The 15718-nt window shown below is 72.6% G+C and carries 13 protein-coding genes and 1 riboswitch; of the genes, 10 read left to right on the forward strand and 3 right to left on the reverse strand.

Features of this window, described 5'->3' with window-relative positions; all coding sequences use genetic code 11:
• On the reverse strand, positions 1 to 1083 hold the full coding sequence (locus ACIPSC_RS16995) for an alpha/beta fold hydrolase (protein WP_400826418.1): 1083 nt from the start codon (positions 1081 to 1083) through the stop codon (positions 1 to 3).
• Positions 1084 to 1204: 121 nt separating this feature from the next.
• Between ACIPSC_RS16995 and ACIPSC_RS17000 the strand changes: the two genes are divergently transcribed.
• The 3 genes from ACIPSC_RS17000 (at position 1205) to ACIPSC_RS17010 (ending at position 3841) form a co-directional block, all read left to right on the forward strand.
• Positions 1205 to 1939: a TetR/AcrR family transcriptional regulator gene (locus tag ACIPSC_RS17000; protein WP_400826420.1), complete on the forward strand. Its 735-nt coding sequence runs from the start codon at positions 1205 to 1207 to the stop codon at positions 1937 to 1939.
• A 151-nt stretch (positions 1940 to 2090) separates the two neighbouring features.
• Positions 2091 to 2702 carry a hypothetical protein gene (locus tag ACIPSC_RS17005; RefSeq protein ID WP_400826422.1) on the forward strand — a complete coding sequence of 204 codons (612 nt, stop codon included), beginning with the start codon at positions 2091 to 2093 and terminating at the stop codon, positions 2700 to 2702.
• Positions 2703 to 2821: 119 nt separating this feature from the next.
• A complete protein-coding gene (locus ACIPSC_RS17010) occupies positions 2822 to 3841 on the forward strand; it encodes a MazG family protein (protein ID WP_400826424.1) in 1020 nt (339 codons plus the stop codon).
• A 55-nt stretch (positions 3842 to 3896) separates the two neighbouring features.
• Here the strand turns inward: ACIPSC_RS17010 and ACIPSC_RS17015 are convergent, their stop codons facing one another.
• On the reverse strand, positions 3897 to 4322 hold the full coding sequence (locus ACIPSC_RS17015) for an SDR family NAD(P)-dependent oxidoreductase (RefSeq protein ID WP_313765297.1): 426 nt from the start codon (positions 4320 to 4322) through the stop codon (positions 3897 to 3899).
• Positions 4323 to 4481: 159 nt separating this feature from the next.
• Between ACIPSC_RS17015 and ACIPSC_RS17020 the strand changes: the two genes are divergently transcribed.
• From ACIPSC_RS17020 to ACIPSC_RS17050, 7 genes are all read left to right on the forward strand, one after another.
• A complete protein-coding gene (locus ACIPSC_RS17020) occupies positions 4482 to 5747 on the forward strand; it encodes a cytochrome P450 (RefSeq protein ID WP_400826425.1) in 1266 nt (421 codons plus the stop codon).
• Positions 5748 to 6019: 272 nt separating this feature from the next.
• Positions 6020 to 6189, forward strand: a riboswitch (cyclic di-AMP (ydaO/yuaA leader).
• A 5-nt stretch (positions 6190 to 6194) separates the two neighbouring features.
• Positions 6195 to 7139 carry a transglycosylase family protein gene (locus ACIPSC_RS17025; protein ID WP_400826426.1) on the forward strand — a complete coding sequence of 315 codons (945 nt, stop codon included), beginning with the start codon at positions 6195 to 6197 and terminating at the stop codon, positions 7137 to 7139.
• Between the two features lie 260 nt (positions 7140 to 7399).
• Positions 7400 to 8689, forward strand: a complete 1290-nt coding sequence (gene eno / locus ACIPSC_RS17030) for a phosphopyruvate hydratase (RefSeq protein WP_238949651.1) — start codon at positions 7400 to 7402, stop codon at positions 8687 to 8689.
• A gap of 154 nt (positions 8690 to 8843) precedes the next feature.
• Positions 8844 to 9308 (forward strand): septum formation initiator family protein, encoded by a 465-nt coding sequence (locus tag ACIPSC_RS17035; protein WP_400826427.1) that lies wholly within the window; start codon positions 8844 to 8846, stop codon positions 9306 to 9308.
• Positions 9298 to 9951: a DUF501 domain-containing protein gene (locus ACIPSC_RS17040; protein ID WP_400826429.1), complete on the forward strand. Its 654-nt coding sequence runs from the start codon at positions 9298 to 9300 to the stop codon at positions 9949 to 9951. Before ACIPSC_RS17035 ends, ACIPSC_RS17040 begins: the two co-directional genes overlap by 11 nt.
• A gap of 2 nt (positions 9952 to 9953) precedes the next feature.
• Positions 9954 to 10889 (forward strand): exopolyphosphatase, encoded by a 936-nt coding sequence (locus ACIPSC_RS17045; protein ID WP_400826460.1) that lies wholly within the window; start codon positions 9954 to 9956, stop codon positions 10887 to 10889.
• A 539-nt stretch (positions 10890 to 11428) separates the two neighbouring features.
• The gene (locus ACIPSC_RS17050; protein WP_400826430.1) at positions 11429 to 12802 is read left to right on the forward strand and encodes an NAD(P)/FAD-dependent oxidoreductase; all 1374 of its coding nucleotides are present in this window, start codon (positions 11429 to 11431) and stop codon (positions 12800 to 12802) included.
• A 319-nt stretch (positions 12803 to 13121) separates the two neighbouring features.
• On the opposite strand, the gene ACIPSC_RS17055 is transcribed toward ACIPSC_RS17050, so the two are convergent.
• Positions 13122 to 15680, reverse strand: a complete 2559-nt coding sequence (locus ACIPSC_RS17055) for an ABC transporter permease (RefSeq protein WP_400826431.1) — start codon at positions 15678 to 15680, stop codon at positions 13122 to 13124.
• Positions 15681 to 15718: the final 38 nt, after the last annotated feature.

The following is a 15718-nucleotide window of genomic DNA, read 5'->3' on the forward strand; positions in this document are numbered from 1 at the left end:
CTAACGGGCGGCGACGCGCGGCCGGTCGGCCACCACGGGGCGGACCTTGGCCAGCATCAGCTCCAGGAACCGGTCGGGGTGCCGGAACGCGGCGAAGTGGCCGGCGTCCGGGATCACCGCGAAGTCCTTCACCGGAGCCTGGACGTCCGCGACGAACCGCTGGGCGAGCGCCGGCGGGGTGTACGGGTCGTGGTCGCCCTGGAAGACGAAGAACGGCAGGTCGAAGACGGTGCCGTCGGCCCAGTCGTCGTAGCCGACGGTCTCCGGGAGGAGCTGCGCGGAGAGCTTCATCCCCTTGCCGAGCATGCCGATGTCGCGCAGCCGGTGCAGCGGGGAGAACCAGAGCGAGGCCATCACCACGCGCTTCAGGGCGTCGGCGGTGTGCGGCTCGCTCATCGCGGCGATCCGGGCGTAGGTGCTGTACTGCTCGGTGGTCCAGGTGCGCGGGTCGGTGCCGAGCCGCTCCAGGGCGGCGAGCTCCTTCCGCCTGCCGGCGGTGCGCAGCCGTTCCAGCAGGGCGTGGTGGGCGGAGCGGTCGCGGCCGCCGGCGTGGAGGTTCTGGTCGGTGCCGACGTACGCGGAGAAGAGGTCGGGTCGCCGCCGGGCCAGCCGCAGGCCGATCACGCTGCCGAACGAGTACGCCGTCAGGACGACCCGCTCGACCCCGAGCCGGGTCCGGACGTACTCGGTGACCTCGACGGCGTCCTCCTGGAGGCGGGCGACGCTCAGCTCGCCCTGGCCCTCGGGGCCGGAGCGGCCCAGCGTCCTGCCGGCGCCCCGCTGGTCCCAGCGGACGACGGTGAAGTGCTTCTCCCACTCCCGGGTGCGCGGGCCGAAGAACGAGTTGGACGAGCCGGGGCCGCCGTGGATCTCCAGCAGCACCGGGTTGGCCAGGTCCTCGCCGCGGATGGAGATCCACTGCTCGATCCCGCCGATGCGGACGAAGCGCTGCTCGTCGATACCGCCCGGGTGGTCGATCCGCATCAGCTCGGCGTTGCGGAGCTGCTTGAGCCGGCGGTGGCCCAGCAGGCCGGCCACGGGCGCGGCGAGGGCGGCGGAGGCGGCAAGCACGGTCCCGATCACAGTTACTCCCCTAAACTGTATATGTGTTACACGGTTGTGTGTATGTTATACACAGTTCTGAGTGGTCGTCAAAGCCCACCGGCGACCGCCGACCGGTGCGCGACGAGCGAGGAGTGCGGGTATGGCCAGGAGCCCGGAGAAGCAGCGAGACCCGAAGGCGAGCCTCGCGCTGCTGTGGGGAGAACAGGAGCAGCCCCGGCGCGGGCCGAAGCCCTCCCTGACCCCGGACCGGATCACCGCCACCGCCATCGCGATCGCCGACGCCGAGGGGCTGGACGCGGTCTCCATGCAGCGGATCGCCGCAGAGCTCGACGTCACCACGATGGCGCTCTACCGCTACGTCCCCGGCAAGACCGATCTGATCGACCTGATGGTCGACACCGCGCTCGGCACCCCGTCACCCGGCGGGGCGGAGGGCGGCTGGCGCCCCCGGCTCACCGAGTGGGCGCGGCAGTGCTGGGCGCTGTACCGCCGCCACCCGTGGATCCTGTCCGCCACCGCGATGCGCCGGCAGCTGATGGGGCCCAACCAACTGGCCTGGCTCGACGCGGCCCTCGCCGCCCTGGCGGACAGCGGGCTGCCCCCGGCCCGCCGGCACGACACGTTCCTGCTGATCGTCGGGCACATCCGCAGCCTCGCCCAGCAGCGGCTCGACGCGAACCAGGAGGGCGACCGGGAATGGAACCGACTCACCGGTGAGCTGCTGGAGCGCCACGGCGCGCGCTTCCCCGCGCTGACCGCCGCCATCGCGGCCGGTGCCTTCGCGCCGCAGCAGGAGGACCCGCTGGACTACGGCCTGGAGTGCATCCTGGACGGCGTCGCCGCCCTGATCGACCGCACCGCGCCGCAGCCGTAGCCGGGGACGGCCGGCGGCGGCCACCGAACGGGTGACCCGTTCGGCTCGCGGTCCGCGCGACGGCGGCCTCCCGGACCTACGCTCGGTGGACGTGCTGCGTCCGGTGGGAGCGCCCCTCCGGGCCCGCCGCCACCTCGCCCCGGAGGCCGCCATGCACCGTCGGACCGCCGCCGTCGGCGCCCTGCTCGCCGCCGTCGCACCGGCCGCCGCGGGGCTGGCCGCATGCGGGGGCGGCGGGCTGACGGCCGGCACCGCGGCGGTGCTGGACGGGCGGCGGATCCCGGTGCGCGCGGTCGAGGCCCGGGTCGCGGAGCTGCGGCACACGGCCGGCGGCCCGTCGGTGGACGCCCGGCAGCAGCCGGACGGGCCGGCCCGGCGGGCCGTCGCCGACCTGGTGCTCGACGCGGTGGTGGCCCGTGCGCTGGCCGACCGCGGGCTGGCCGTCGGCGCCGCCGAGGTGGCGGCGGCGCGTGCCGACGCCGCGGAGCGGTCCGGGGGCGCCGATCCGCTGGCCCGGGTGCTGGCCGACCGGGGCGTCCCGGGCAGCGGGATCGACGACTGGTTCCGCCGCCGGCTCGGCATCCTCCGGCTCGCCGCCGCGGCCGGGGCGGATGCCGGCACCCCGGAGGGCGAGGACGTCGTCCGCCTTGCCCTGGCCGACGCGGCCACCGCGCTCCGGTTGCGGATCAACCCCCGCTACGGCACGTGGGACGCCGCCCGGGCCGCCCTCGTCCCCGACCTCCCGCCCTGGCTGGCCCGCTGACCGGCGGCGCGCGCAGGAAGTCGGAAGCGCCGACGTCCGGTGTTCCCGCGCCCGGGCAGCGGGCCGAGCGGGCGGGAATGCGGAAGCGGGTGCCGGGGCGGCCCGGGTAGGTTCGGGGTGTGACGAATCTTCCCGGCGCGAAGCTGATCCTGCTCACCACCACCCACCGGGTGGCCCCCGGTCTGCTGTCCTGGCCGGCGTGGGAGGCCCTGCGTTCGGCCGGGCGGGTGCTGGCCGCCGACGCGGGGCACCCGCAGGTGGCCGCGGTGCGCCAGGCCGGGGTCGAGGTGGAGATCGTGGAGCCCGGCTCCGCGCCGGCGCTGGCCCGGACGCTGACCGGGCAGCCGGCCGGTGCGGGCACGACGGTCTGGCTGGGCAGCCCGGACGGCGACCCGGGCCTGACCGACGCGCTCGCCCGCCTCGCGGTCGAGCACGCGGGCGAGGTGCCGGAGATCGAGGTGCTGCCCGGTTCGTACGACCTGCCGGGCGCGCGGCTGCTGGACCTGGTCTCGGTGATGGACCGCCTGCGCTCGCCCGGTGGCTGCCCCTGGGACGCCGAGCAGACCCACGCCAGCCTGGTGAAGTACCTGGTCGAGGAGGCCTACGAGCTGGTCGAGGCGATCGAGGAGGAGGACCGCGAGACGCTCCGCGAGGAGCTCGGCGACGTCCTGCTCCAGGTCTTCTTCCACTCCCGGATCGCCGAGGAGCACCCCACCGACGCCTTCTCCATCGACGACGTCGCGGGCGACATCGTCGAGAAGCTGATGTACCGCCACCCGCACGTGTTCGGCGACGCGCAGGCCGAGGGCGCCGCCGAGGTCGAGGCGAACTGGGAGGCCCTGAAGGCCGCCGAGAAGTCCGGGCGCGAGTCGGTGCTGGACGGCGTGCCGGCCGGGCTGCCGTCGCTGGCGTACGCGGCGAAGCTGGTCTCCCGGGTCCGCCGGGCCGGGTTCACGGGCGTGCCGGACGCGCCGTACGCGCTGCCGGCCGAGCTGACCGCGGAGTCGACGGGCACGCTGCTGCTCGCCCTGGCGCAGCGCGCGCACGACGCGGGCGTGGACGTGGACGCGGCGCTGCGGGCGGCCGCGCGCGGCTACCGGGAGGCCGTCCGCGCGGCCGAGGGGCTCAAGCCCGAGTAGGCCGGAGCGGGCACGGTCGGACGGGCCTCGCCCCGGGAGGTGCCCGGCGGCATGCTCAGACGCGCGCCGCCTCCTCCACCGGCCGGCGCGGCTGCGGCACGACCACCTCGCCGATGGCCTCGCCGACCAACTGCAGCAGCTCCGCGAGCCGCTCCAGGTCGAGGTGGTCGGGCAGGTCGGCCAGCGAGACGATCCGCTCGCCGTCCGGGCCGGCGACGCAGAACAGGTCGATCGGCCCGAGGTGCTTCTCGGCGGTGTCGACGAGGGCGGCGACGTCGCTGGGGCGCCGGACGTCACCGCAGACGCCGACGACCGGACAGCCCGGCCTGTCGAGCTCGGTGGCGAGGTCCTCGGCGATGCCGACCTGCTCGTCCGCGATGAGGACGCCGGCGGCGCCGGCCGCGGTGAAACGGCGCGCGAGGTCGGCCCCCGACCCGCCGTCGAGTACCGCGATCACGACGACTGCCCCGGTGACCCGCATGGTGCGCTCCTCCCTGGTGGGCGGCTCCGCACCGGCGCCCACACACGTGCTTTGCGGAGGATCGTAGGCTCGTCCCGATCCTCCGCAACAGGAATTACCCCTCAGGTGACCAGGCTCACGCCTGCCGTACGGGCGATCTCCACCGGATACGGTCGACCCATGCCAGTTCAGCCCGATCCCGCCCGCCCGTCGCTCTTCACCTGGGAGTTCGCCGCCGATCCGTACCCGGCGTACGCGTGGCTGCGGGAGCACGAGCCGGTGCACCGCACGACCCTGCCGAGCGGGGTGGAGGCCTGGCTGGTGACCAGGTACGCGGACGCCCGGCAGGCGCTCGCCGACAGCCGGCTCTCCAAGAACCCGGTCCACCACAGCACGCACGCGCACCGCACCGGCCGGGTCGGCATCCCGGGCGAGCGGCAGGCCAACCTGATGACGCACCTGCTGAACATCGACCCGCCGGACCACACCCGGCTGCGCCGGCTGGTCTCCAAGGCGTTCACCCCGCGCCGGGTGGCCGCCTTCGAGCCCCGGGTGCAGCAGCTCACCGACCGGCTGATCGACGGCTTCGCGGCCCGCGGCAGCGCCGACCTGATCCACGAGTTCGCCTTCCCGCTCCCCATCTACGCGATCTGCGACCTGCTCGGCGTGCCCGCCGAGGACCAGGACGACTTCCGCGACTGGGCGGGCATGATGATCCGCCACGGCGGCGGCCGGCGCGGCGGCGTGGGGCGGGCGGTGAAGCGGATGCGGTCGTACCTGGCCGAGCTGATCCACCGCAAGCGGGCCGACCTCGGCGACGACCTGATCTCCGGGCTGATCCGGGCCAGCGACCACGGCGAGCACCTGACCGAGAACGAGGCCGCGGCGATGGCCTTCATCCTGCTGTTCGCCGGGTTCGAGACGACCGTCAACCTGATCGGCAACGGCACCTACGCGCTGCTGCGCAACCCCGGGCAGCGGGAGCTGCTGCAGGACTCGATCGCCCGGGGCGAGACCGGCCTGCTGGAGACCGGGATCGAGGAGCTGCTCCGCTACGACGGGCCGGTGGAGCTGGCCACCTGGCGGTTCGCGACCAGCCCGCTGACCATCGGCGGGGTGGAGATCCCGGTGGGCGACCCGGTGCTGGTGGTGCTCGCGGCGGCGGACCGGGACCCGGCGCGGTTCGCCGACGAGAACACCCTCGATCTCGCACGGACGGACAACCCGCACCTCGGCTTCGGGCACGGCATCCACTACTGCATCGGTGCCCCGCTGGCCCGCCTGGAGGGCCGCGCCGCGCTGGCCACGCTGCTCACCCGGCTGCCCGATCTGCAGCTCGCCGAAAGCCCGGAGAATCTGCGGTGGCGAGGTGGTCTGATCATGCGTGGACTTCGTGAACTTCCTGTCGAATTCACTCCGGAGAACGCGGAGAAGAACCCCGTCTGATCACGGGCCGGAACCGATTGCAGCGGCCGGCGCGTCCTCCGGCCGGCGGCTCGACACGCTGACACGGCGTCGCCGAGCCGCCCATTCAGGGGGGTTGAACCGCCATCAATCCGGACATACCGCCTCCGTTGGTAGGCGATCGACCGTGTGCCGTAATTTCTGTGTGATATCGGCGATATGAGCTTGTGATTGGTGTGAGGATCTGTCTACTCTCCCTGCAGTTCGCAGCTGCGGACCTCGTGCGCGGAACGCCGAATCCTGCCCGCCGCGCCACGGGAAACCGACCAGAACCCTGGGCAGGGGCGGGGGACCCAGGTTTGTTGCCGTCCTCCACGGCTTGGGGTGAAGCCGCAGTCGCGGGCAGAACGCCTCGCGACACGCGGCCGGGCCACCTCCCGGTCCGAACCCGACAGCTCACCTCGCAGGCGTGCGGAGAGGGACGTCTTCATGCTGTTCGTTGGAACTGGCCGCCACCGCCGCCGCACCCAGGCCGAGAAGGCCATCGCCGTCGCCGGTGTGGCCGGCGTCGGACTCGCGATGCCGCTCCTCACCGCCACCGGCGCCTCGGCGGCCCCCGTCTCCACCTGGGACGCGGTCGCCCAGTGCGAGAGCGGCGGCAACTGGAGCATCAACACCGGCAACGGCTTCTACGGCGGTCTGCAGTTCACCTCCAGCACCTGGAAGGCGTACGGCGGCACCGCGTACGCGCCGCAGGCCAACCAGGCCAGCAAGGGGCAGCAGATCTCGGTGGCCGAGAAGGTCCTCGCCTCGCAGGGCCCGGGCGCCTGGCCGGTCTGCTCCAAGCGGGCGGGCCTGAGCAAGGGCGGCGCCGCGGCCGAGGTCGACACCGCCGTGGACGCCAAGCCCGCGGCGCAGCAGCCCGCCGCGCCGAAGCCCGCCCAGTCGAAGCCGGCTCAGAAGCCCGCGCAGCCCGCTCAGAAGCCGGTGCAGCAGCAGGCCCCGAAGCCGGCCGCCCAGCAGCCCGCGCAGCACGACGCCAAGGCCCCGGGCTTCTCCGGCCAGGGCGGCTGGGACGCCGACGCGAAGGTGTACTGGTACCAGAACGACGGCGCCTGGTACTGGACCAGCCACCAGAGCGTGTACCAGCAGCACACCGCTGACTACGCCCCCCAGGCCGCCGTCCAGTCCGCCGGCCAGGGCGTCGGGTACATCGGCCAGGGCGACGCTCCGACCCCCGTCCACGCCGACCCGGCCGCCCAGCAGCAGCGCACCGGCCACGGCTACACCGTCCAGGCCGGCGACACGCTGGGCGGCATCGCCGCCGCCCAGGGCGTGTCCGGCGGCTGGCAGTCGCTGTACGACGGCAACCGCGGCACCGTCGGCGGCGACCCGGACCTGATCATCCCCGGCCAGGTGCTCAACCTCGGCTGAACCGCCGTCCGCTGAACCCGGGCCACCGCCCGGCGCGGACGAAGGGGGCCGGATACGTCCCCCTTCGTCCGCATCCGGACCGCTTTCACGGGGCAACCAGGTGAACTACCGGTGGGTAGTGCGGCCACACGCTGAGACGGACCCATGGCCGACGTGGCCCCGAGAGCCCGTGCGGTTAGGCTCTGGTCGTAACGACTCCGCAATCGTCCGGCCGACAGCACCCACCGTCAGCCGGACCTGCTTCCGCTAGGAGATGCCTCGTGCCGTCCATCGATGTCGTCGTAGCCCGTGAGATCCTCGACTCGCGTGGCAACCCCACGGTCGAGGTCGAGGTCGGCCTCGACGACGGCAGCACCGGCCGTGCCGCTGTCCCGTCGGGTGCCTCCACCGGCGCCTTCGAGGCGCTGGAGCTTCGTGACGGCGACAAGAACCGCTACTTCGGCAAGGGCGTGGAGAAGGCCGTCCTGGCCGTCATCGAGCAGATCGGCCCGGAGCTGGTCGGCTACGACGCCACCGAGCAGCGCCTGATCGACCAGGCCATGCTCGACCTGGACGCCACCCCGGACAAGTCCTCGCTCGGCGCCAACGCCATCCTCGGCGTCTCCCTGGCCGTGGCGCACGCCGCCTCCGAGGCCAGCGACCTGCCGCTGTTCCGCTACCTGGGCGGCCCGAACGCGCACGTCCTGCCCGTCCCGATGATGAACATCCTCAACGGCGGCTCGCACGCGGACTCCAACGTCGACATCCAGGAGTTCATGATCGCGCCGATCGGCGCGGAGTCCTTCTCCGAGGCCGTCCGCTGGGGCGTCGAGGTCTACCACACCCTCAAGGGCGTCCTGAAGGAGCGCGGCCTCTCCACCGGCCTCGGCGACGAGGGCGGCTTCGCCCCGAACCTGGACAGCAACCGCGAGGCGCTGGACCTCATCACCGAGGCCATCCAGAAGGCCGGTTACGTGCCCGGCCGCGACATCGCGCTGGCCCTGGACGTCGCCGCCTCCGAGTTCTTCAAGGACGGCGCCTACCAGTTCGAGGGCAAGTCCCTCTCGGCCGCCGAGCTGATCGAGTACTACGCCGAGCTGGTCGCCGCGTACCCGCTGGTCTCCATCGAGGACCCGCTGGACGAGTCGGACTGGGACGGCTGGAAGGCCATGACCGTCAAGCTGGGCGACAAGGTCCAGCTGGTCGGCGACGACCTGTTCGTCACCAACCCGCAGCGCCTGGCCAAGGGCATCGAGACCGGCACCGCCAACGCGCTGCTGGTGAAGGTGAACCAGATCGGCTCGCTCACCGAGACCCTGGACGCCGTCGAGCTGGCCCAGCGCAACGGCTACCGCTGCATGATGTCGCACCGCTCCGGCGAGACCGAGGACGTCACCATCGCCGACCTGGCCGTCGCCACCAACTGCGGCCAGATCAAGACCGGTGCCCCGGCCCGCTCCGAGCGCGTCGCCAAGTACAACCAGCTGCTGCGCATCGAGGAGATCCTCGACGACGCCGCCGAGTACGCCGGCCGCGGCGCCTTCCCGCGGTTCCGCTCCGCGGACCAGTAAGCCCGGTAAGTACGAGCGCTGACACACACTGCTCCCGCCGGTGCCCCGCCTGTTCACCCCGTAGGGTGGACGGCGGGGCACCGTCGCGACCGGGCGGCGCCACCGTCGCGACCAGGAGGGGACACCGGAGATGGCAGGCTGGAGGATCCCGGGCTTGGCGGCCCGGCCCCGCTTCACGAGCCGGGCGACCGTCCTCGTCCTGGTGCTCTGCTCCCTCGTCGCGATCCTCGCCTACCCGACCCGGCAGTTCATCTCCCAGCGCTCCGAGATCTCCGCCCAGCGGGCGAAGGCCGAGCACGCCCGGCAGCAGGTCGAGCAGCTGCGCCGGGAGAAGACGCGCTGGCAGGACCCGGAGTACGTCAGGGCGCAGGCCCGCGCCCGGCTGCACTACGCGATGCCGGGCGAGACCCCGTACATTGCGGTGGACCCGGCCGGCCAGAGCGCCGCCAAGTCCCCCGCGGCTGCGCCCGCGCCGTCCGACGGTGCGGCCGCCGCCCCGGCGAAGGCCGCCAAGCCCTGGTACGCGAGCGTCTGGGACTCCGTGGACGCCGCCGACACCGCCCCGCCCTCTCCACCCGCCACTGCCCCCGCTGGAGCCAGCTCCCCCCATGACCACTGAGAACCACCCCTCCGCCTCCGACGCCGACATCGCGGCCATCGCCGCCCAGCTCGGCCGGGTCCCGCGCGGTCTGCGCGGCGTGGCACACCGCTGCCCCTGCGGCAACCCGGACGTCGTGGAGACGGCCCCCCGGCTCGCGGACGGCACGCCGTTCCCGACCCTCTACTACCTGACCTGCCCCAAGGCCGCCTCGCTGATCGGCACCCTGGAGGCGGACGGCGTGATGAAGGAGCAGACCGCCCGGCTCGCCGAGGACCCGGAGCTGGCCGCGGCCTACCAGAAGGCGCACGAGGACTACATCGCCCGCCGTGACGCGATCGAGGTGCTGGAGGGCTTCCCGAGCGCCGGCGGCATGCCGGACCGGGTGAAGTGCCTGCACGTGCTGGTCGGCCACTCGCTGGCGGCCGGCGAGGGCGTCAACCCGCTCGGCGACGAGGCGCTCGGCATGCTGGAGGACTGGTGGGCCAAGGGCCCGTGCGTCTCCGCGGCCGAGGTCGAGGCCGCCGGCGAGCGGGTCCTGCGCAACCGCGCGAAGGACGAGGACCACGCGGCGGTGATCGCCGCCAAGGAGCGGAAGACCGCCGAGCGCGCCGCCAAGCGTGCCGCGCAGGAGGCCGGGGAGACCGGGGAGGACGGCGCATGACGGTGACCAGGGTGGCCGCGATCGACTGCGGCACCAACTCGATCCGGCTGCTGGTCGCGGACCTCGACCCGGAGACCGGGGCGATCACCGACCTCGACCGCCGGATGATCATCAACCGGCTGGGCCAGGGCGTCGACCGCACCGGCCGGCTCCACCCCGACGCGCTGGCCCGCACCTTCGCGGCCTGCCGCGAGTACGCGGAGATCATCCGCGGCTTCGGCGTCGGCCCGGAGCGGCTGCGCTTCGTGGCCACCAGCGCCTCCCGCGACGCCGAGAACAGCGACGAGTACGTGAAGGGCGTGCGGGACGTCCTGGGTGTCTCGCCCGAGGTGGTCAGCGGCGAGGAGGAGGCCCACCTCTCCTTCGTCGGCGCCACCAAGGAGCTCACCGGCGGTCAGTTCCCGGCGCCGTACCTGGTCTTCGACCTCGGCGGCGGCTCCACCGAGTTCGTGCTGGGCGCGGAGGACGTCCGGGCGGCCCGCTCGGTGGACATCGGCTGCGTCCGGCTCACCGAGCGGCACTTCGGCGGCGCCGAGCTGCCCTCGGCGGAGCAGATCGCCGAGGCGCGGGCGCACGTCCGGGCCGAGCTGGACAAGGCCGAGGAGGTCGTCCCGCTGACCGGCGCAGCGACCCTGGTCGGCCTGGCGGGGACGGTCACCACGGTCTCCGCGATCGTCCAGGACCTGCCCGCCTACGACTCGGCGGCGATCCACCACTCCCGGATCAGTCGCGAGGAGGTGGCCCGGGTCGCCGACGAGCTGCTGGCCGCCACCCACGAGCAGCGGGCGGCCATCCCCTCGATGCACCCCGGCCGGGTGGACGTGATCGCGGCCGGCGCGCTGGAGCTGCTGGAGATCATGGAGCGGACGGGCGCCGCCGAGGTGGTCGTCAGCGAGCACGACATCCTGGACGGCATCGCCTGGAGCATCGCCTCCTGAGCCCTCCCCGGCCTCGGCCAGGCTCCCTCCGGACCCCCTCCGGACCCCCTCCGGACCCCCTCCGGACCCCCTCCGGACCCCCTCCGGACCCCTCGCGGGTACGGCCCGTCGGCCGCCTGCAGGCCTTACCCGACCGGCCCCGGACCCCTCTCGGGGGCTCCGGGGCCGGGGCGCGCGCGGGGTCGCGCGACAAAGTTCGTGAATTTCTTCACATGGCGATCCCGTCATTCGTCGTGGTCCCGCGTCCGCAACGTCCGAAATGTGGGACTGAAGGCCTGCCCCGTCCGCTGCCCGCTGGATCGCAGGCTGTGCCCCGCCGAAGGTTTGATATTCGAAATGATGCGCGGGAACCCAGGCCCCATCTGGATCGTTGCTGCTCAGCGGGCCCGTTGGCGCGTGGGCGCTCACAGGGGGGTCGAACCGGCCGTGAGCCGGCCCCTGGGGCCGAAAACGGGGGCGCGCAGTGTAGCACGGGGTGTCCAGCACCTTGTGAGCGGGCTCACGAAGAGTGCTCCGGGGCGTGCTGGATACTTTCGGATATGAGCACCACGGAGCGTCCTCGCATCCTCATTGTCGGCGGTGGTTACGTCGGCCTGTATGCCGCGATGCGCATCCTCAAGAAGATGCGCTACGGCGAAGCGACCGTCACGGTCGTGGACCCGCGGTCGTACATGACGTACCTGCCCTTCCTTCCCGAGGCGGCCGGCGGCAACGTCGCGCCTCGCAACCTCGTCGCGCCGCTGCGCAGCGCCCTGAAGAAGGCGGAGGTGCTCACCGGTGCGGTCACCGGTGTGGACCACGCCCGCAAGGTCGCCACCATCCAGCCCGCGGCCGGCGACTCGTACGAGCTGCCCTTCGACTACCTGGTCGTCGCGACCGGCTCGGTCTCCCGCACCTTCCCGATCCCGGGTCTGGCGGAGCACGGCATCGGCATGAAGACGGTCGAGGAGGCCATCAGCCTCCGGAACCACGTCATGGCCCAGCTGGACAAGGCCGAGTCCACCACGGACGAGGCGATCCGCCGCAAGGCCCTGACCTTCGTCGTCGTCGGCGGTGGCTTCGCCGGCGTCGAGACGATCGCCGAGATCGAGGACATGGCGCGCGACGCCGCCAAGATCTACAAGACCGTCAGCCGCGACGACATGCGCTTCATCATGGTGGAGGCGGCCAACCGCATCCTCCCCGAGGTGGGCCCGGACCTCGGTCTGTGGACCAAGGAGAAGCTCGAAGAGCGCAACATCGAGGTCTTCATCGAGACCTCGATGGACTCCTGCGTCGACCAGCACGTCGTGCTGAAGAACGGCGTCGAGGTCGACGCCTCCACCATCGTGTGGACGGCCGGCGTGAAGCCGAACCCGGTGCTGGCCAACTTCGGCCTCCCGCTCGGTCCGCGCGGCCACGTCGACACCGCGGCGACCCTCCAGGTCCAGGGCTTCGACTACGTCTGGTCCGCCGGCGACAACGCCCAGGTGCCGGACCTCGCCTCCGGCGAGGGTGCCTGGTGCCCGCCGAACGCGCAGCACGCCTGCCGTCAGGCCGTCGTCCTCGGCGACAACGTGATCTCCGGCATGCGGGGCTTCCCGCAGAAGGAGTACAAGCACAAGAACCTCGGTGCGGTCGCCGGTCTCGGTCTGCACAAGGGCGTCGCGATCCTCTTCGGCAAGGTGAAGCTCAAGGGCCGCCTGGCCTGGTGGTTCCACCGTGGCTACCACGGCGCCATGGTCCCGACCGTGAACCGCAAGATCCGCGTCTTCACCGACTGGACGCTGGCGATCTTCCTGAAGCGCGAGACCGTGGGTCTGGCGCAGATGGAGAAGCCGTTCGAGGCGTTCCAGGAGGCTGCGGGCCCCGCGCCCAAGCCCGTCGAGGCCGCCAAGCCGGCCGCCGACAAGGAACTCGCCAGCAGCAAGTAAGCGACTGAGATCCCGGTGTGGGAGCACCGGGGTATGAGTCGGAGGCCCTCCGCCCGGCAGTGTCGCCGGACCACGACCTCCGTGGTGCTCAGCCGGCCGTGCGACCGGGCGGAGTACATCAGCACGAGAAGGCCCCCAGCCGGACCTCCGGCGGGGGCCTTCCGTCGTTCGCGCCACCGTGTCCGGGGCCGGGTGCGCGAGGGGCGACCCCTCCGCGCCCGGCCCCTGACGTCCCGCCGGCGCCCCGCCCCGTACGCGCGGAGGCCCCGTACGCGCGAAGGCCCCGGGCGGGCTGCCCGGGGCCTTCGGTGACCTCGCGTCAGTCGGTCTTGATGCTCGCCAGGATGTCGAGCTTGGAGGCCCGGCGGGCGGGCCAGAAGGCGGCCACCAGGCCGACCACGCCGGCCAGCGCCAGGAAGAGCAGCAGCTGCCCGTACGGGAGGACCGTGGTCAGCCCCTGCAGGCTGGACTTCAGCGTGCCGTTGATCGCCCAGGCCATGAAGCAGCCGAGCAGGACGCCGATCCCGGCGCCGAAGACCGAGATCACCACCGACTCCAGACGGACCATCCGCTTGATGCCGCTGCGGTCCAGGCCGATCGCCCGCAGCATCCCGATCTCGCGCTTGCGCTCGAAGACCGACATGGCCAGCGTGTTGACCACCCCGAGGATCGCGACGATCACGGACATCGCCAGCAGGCCGTACATCATGTTCAGCGCGAAGCTGATGGTCTGGCTGAACTCGTCCCGGACGTCCTGCAGCGACTTGACCTCGATCACCGGGTTGGCGCCGGTGGCGTTCTTCAGCGACTGCTTCAGCGTGTCGCTCGCGCCGCCGGTGCCCTTGACCAGGACGTCGCTGATGTACGGCTCGGGCTCGTGCTTGACGATCTCGGTGTTGGCCAGGACGACCGGGCCGAGCATCCCGCCGGCCTCGTAGACACCGCCGACGGTGATCTGGCCGGTGGACTTGTCCGGGTAGGTGAGCGTGACGGTCGAGCCGGTGTCGATGCCGTTCTTCTTGGCCACGTCGGCGTCGACGAGGATCTTGCCCTGGCCGAGCGCGGCGGCCGAGCCGCTGGTCATCTTCATCGCGACGAGCTTGTCGAAGCCGTCCGGGTTCAGGCCGGTGATCGACCGGGTGCTGCCGTTGAGCTTCCAGTAGACGGTGGTGAGCGGCGAGGAGGCCGCCACGCCGGGGGCCTTCGCGAGCTCCGCCGGGACCTTCTCCGACAGGCCCATGCCGTTCGCCGCGCCGACCACGTAGTCGGCCTTCATCGTGCTGGTGACGGCCTTGTCGATCGCGCCGCCGATCGAGGAGCCGAGCACCGTCAGACCGCTGACCAGGGTCAGGCCGATGGTGAGCGCGGCCGCGGTGGCGGCGGTGCGGCGCGGGTTGCGGACGGCGTTCTGCCGGGCGAGCTTGCCGGGCGTCCCGAACAGCCGGCCGAGGACCGGGCCGACCAGGGCGATCACCGGGCGGGACAGCAGCGGCAGCAGGATGAAGACGCCGACCAGGGCGAGCAGGGCGCCGAACGCGACCGGCATCCGGCCGTCGCTGTTGCCGGTGGAGGCGCCGAAGGCGATCAGCGCGACACCGCCGGCGGCCAGCACCGAACCGATGGTGTTGCGCACCACCAGGCTCTTCTGGGTGCCGGGCTGGTCGCCGCTGCTCATCGCGGCGACCGGGGCGATCCGGGAGGCGCGCATCGCGGGCAGCAGGGCGGAGAGCACCGTGACCAGGACGCCGACCACCAGGGTGACCGCCACCGTCATCGGCTTGACGACCAGTGAGCCGCTGGGCATGCCGCTGTCCAGCGCGCCGACCAGGGACTGCAGGCCGGCGCCGATCCCGATGCCGGCCACCAGGCCGGCGGCGGCGGAGACGGTGCCGATCGCCAGGGCCTCGACCAGCACCGAGCGGGTGACCTGCTTGCGGCTGGCGCCGATCGCCCGCAGCAGTGCGAGCTCCTTGGTGCGCTGGGCGACCAGCATGGTGAAGGTGTTGGCGATGATGAAGATGCCGACGAAGAGGGAGATGCCGGCGAAGGCGAGCAGCATGGTCCGCATGCTCTCGGTGCCGGACTCGATCATCTTCTGCTCGTCGTCCTTGAGCTGCTGGCCCGTCTCGGCGTCGATCTGGTCGCCGTCCGGGAGCTTCTGCTCGGCCTGGGCGAGCAGGGTGCTCTCGGCGGTGCCGGGCTTGGCGCTGAGCACGATGCTGCTGTAGCGGCCGGGCTCCAGCAGCAGCTGCTGGGCGGTGGCGCGGTCGAACAGGGTGAGCGTGCCGCCGGAGTTCACCACCGGGTCGTCGGTGCTGAAGACACCGGTGAGCTTCGCCTCGACGACAGGGCCGTTGGAGGCGACCCGGACGGTGTCGCCGACCTTGTAGCCGCCCTTCTCGGCGGTCCTGCGGTCGAGCGCCACCTCCTTGGCCGTCTTCGGGCCCTGGCCCTCGACCAGCGGGTAGCGGGCGTCCCGGCCGTCCGCGCCGGGGGAGTAGTTGGCGCCCTTGGCGGCCCACGCCTTGCCGATCAGGTTGCCGCTCTTGTCGGCGACGCCGGTGAACCCGCTCACCACACCGCGGGCGCTCGCCGTCCCGGGCAGGGCGGCCAGCTGCTGGACGGTGGCGTCGGTCAGGGTGGCGGGGCTCTTCTCGCTCTTCTCCCGGGCGGTCGCGTAGGTTCCCGCGGCCTGGTCGACGATCTGGACCGACACGTCCGAGTAGCTCTTGGAGTTGCTGTCCCGCATGGCCTTGCCGAACGTGTCGGAGAAGACCATGGTGCCGGCGACGAAGGCGGTGCCGAGCATGACGGCCAGAGCCGTCATCAGCAGTCGGCCCTTGTGGGCGAGCACGTTGCGCAGTGCGGTGCGATACATGGGGTGTCCTGTGGTCTGCGGAGGGGCGGGCTGCTGCC

Origin of the sequence: Kitasatospora sp. NPDC090091 (assembly GCF_044747365.1) — a bacterium.
In the GTDB taxonomy this organism is placed as follows: Bacteria; Actinomycetota; Actinomycetes; order Streptomycetales; family Streptomycetaceae; genus Kitasatospora.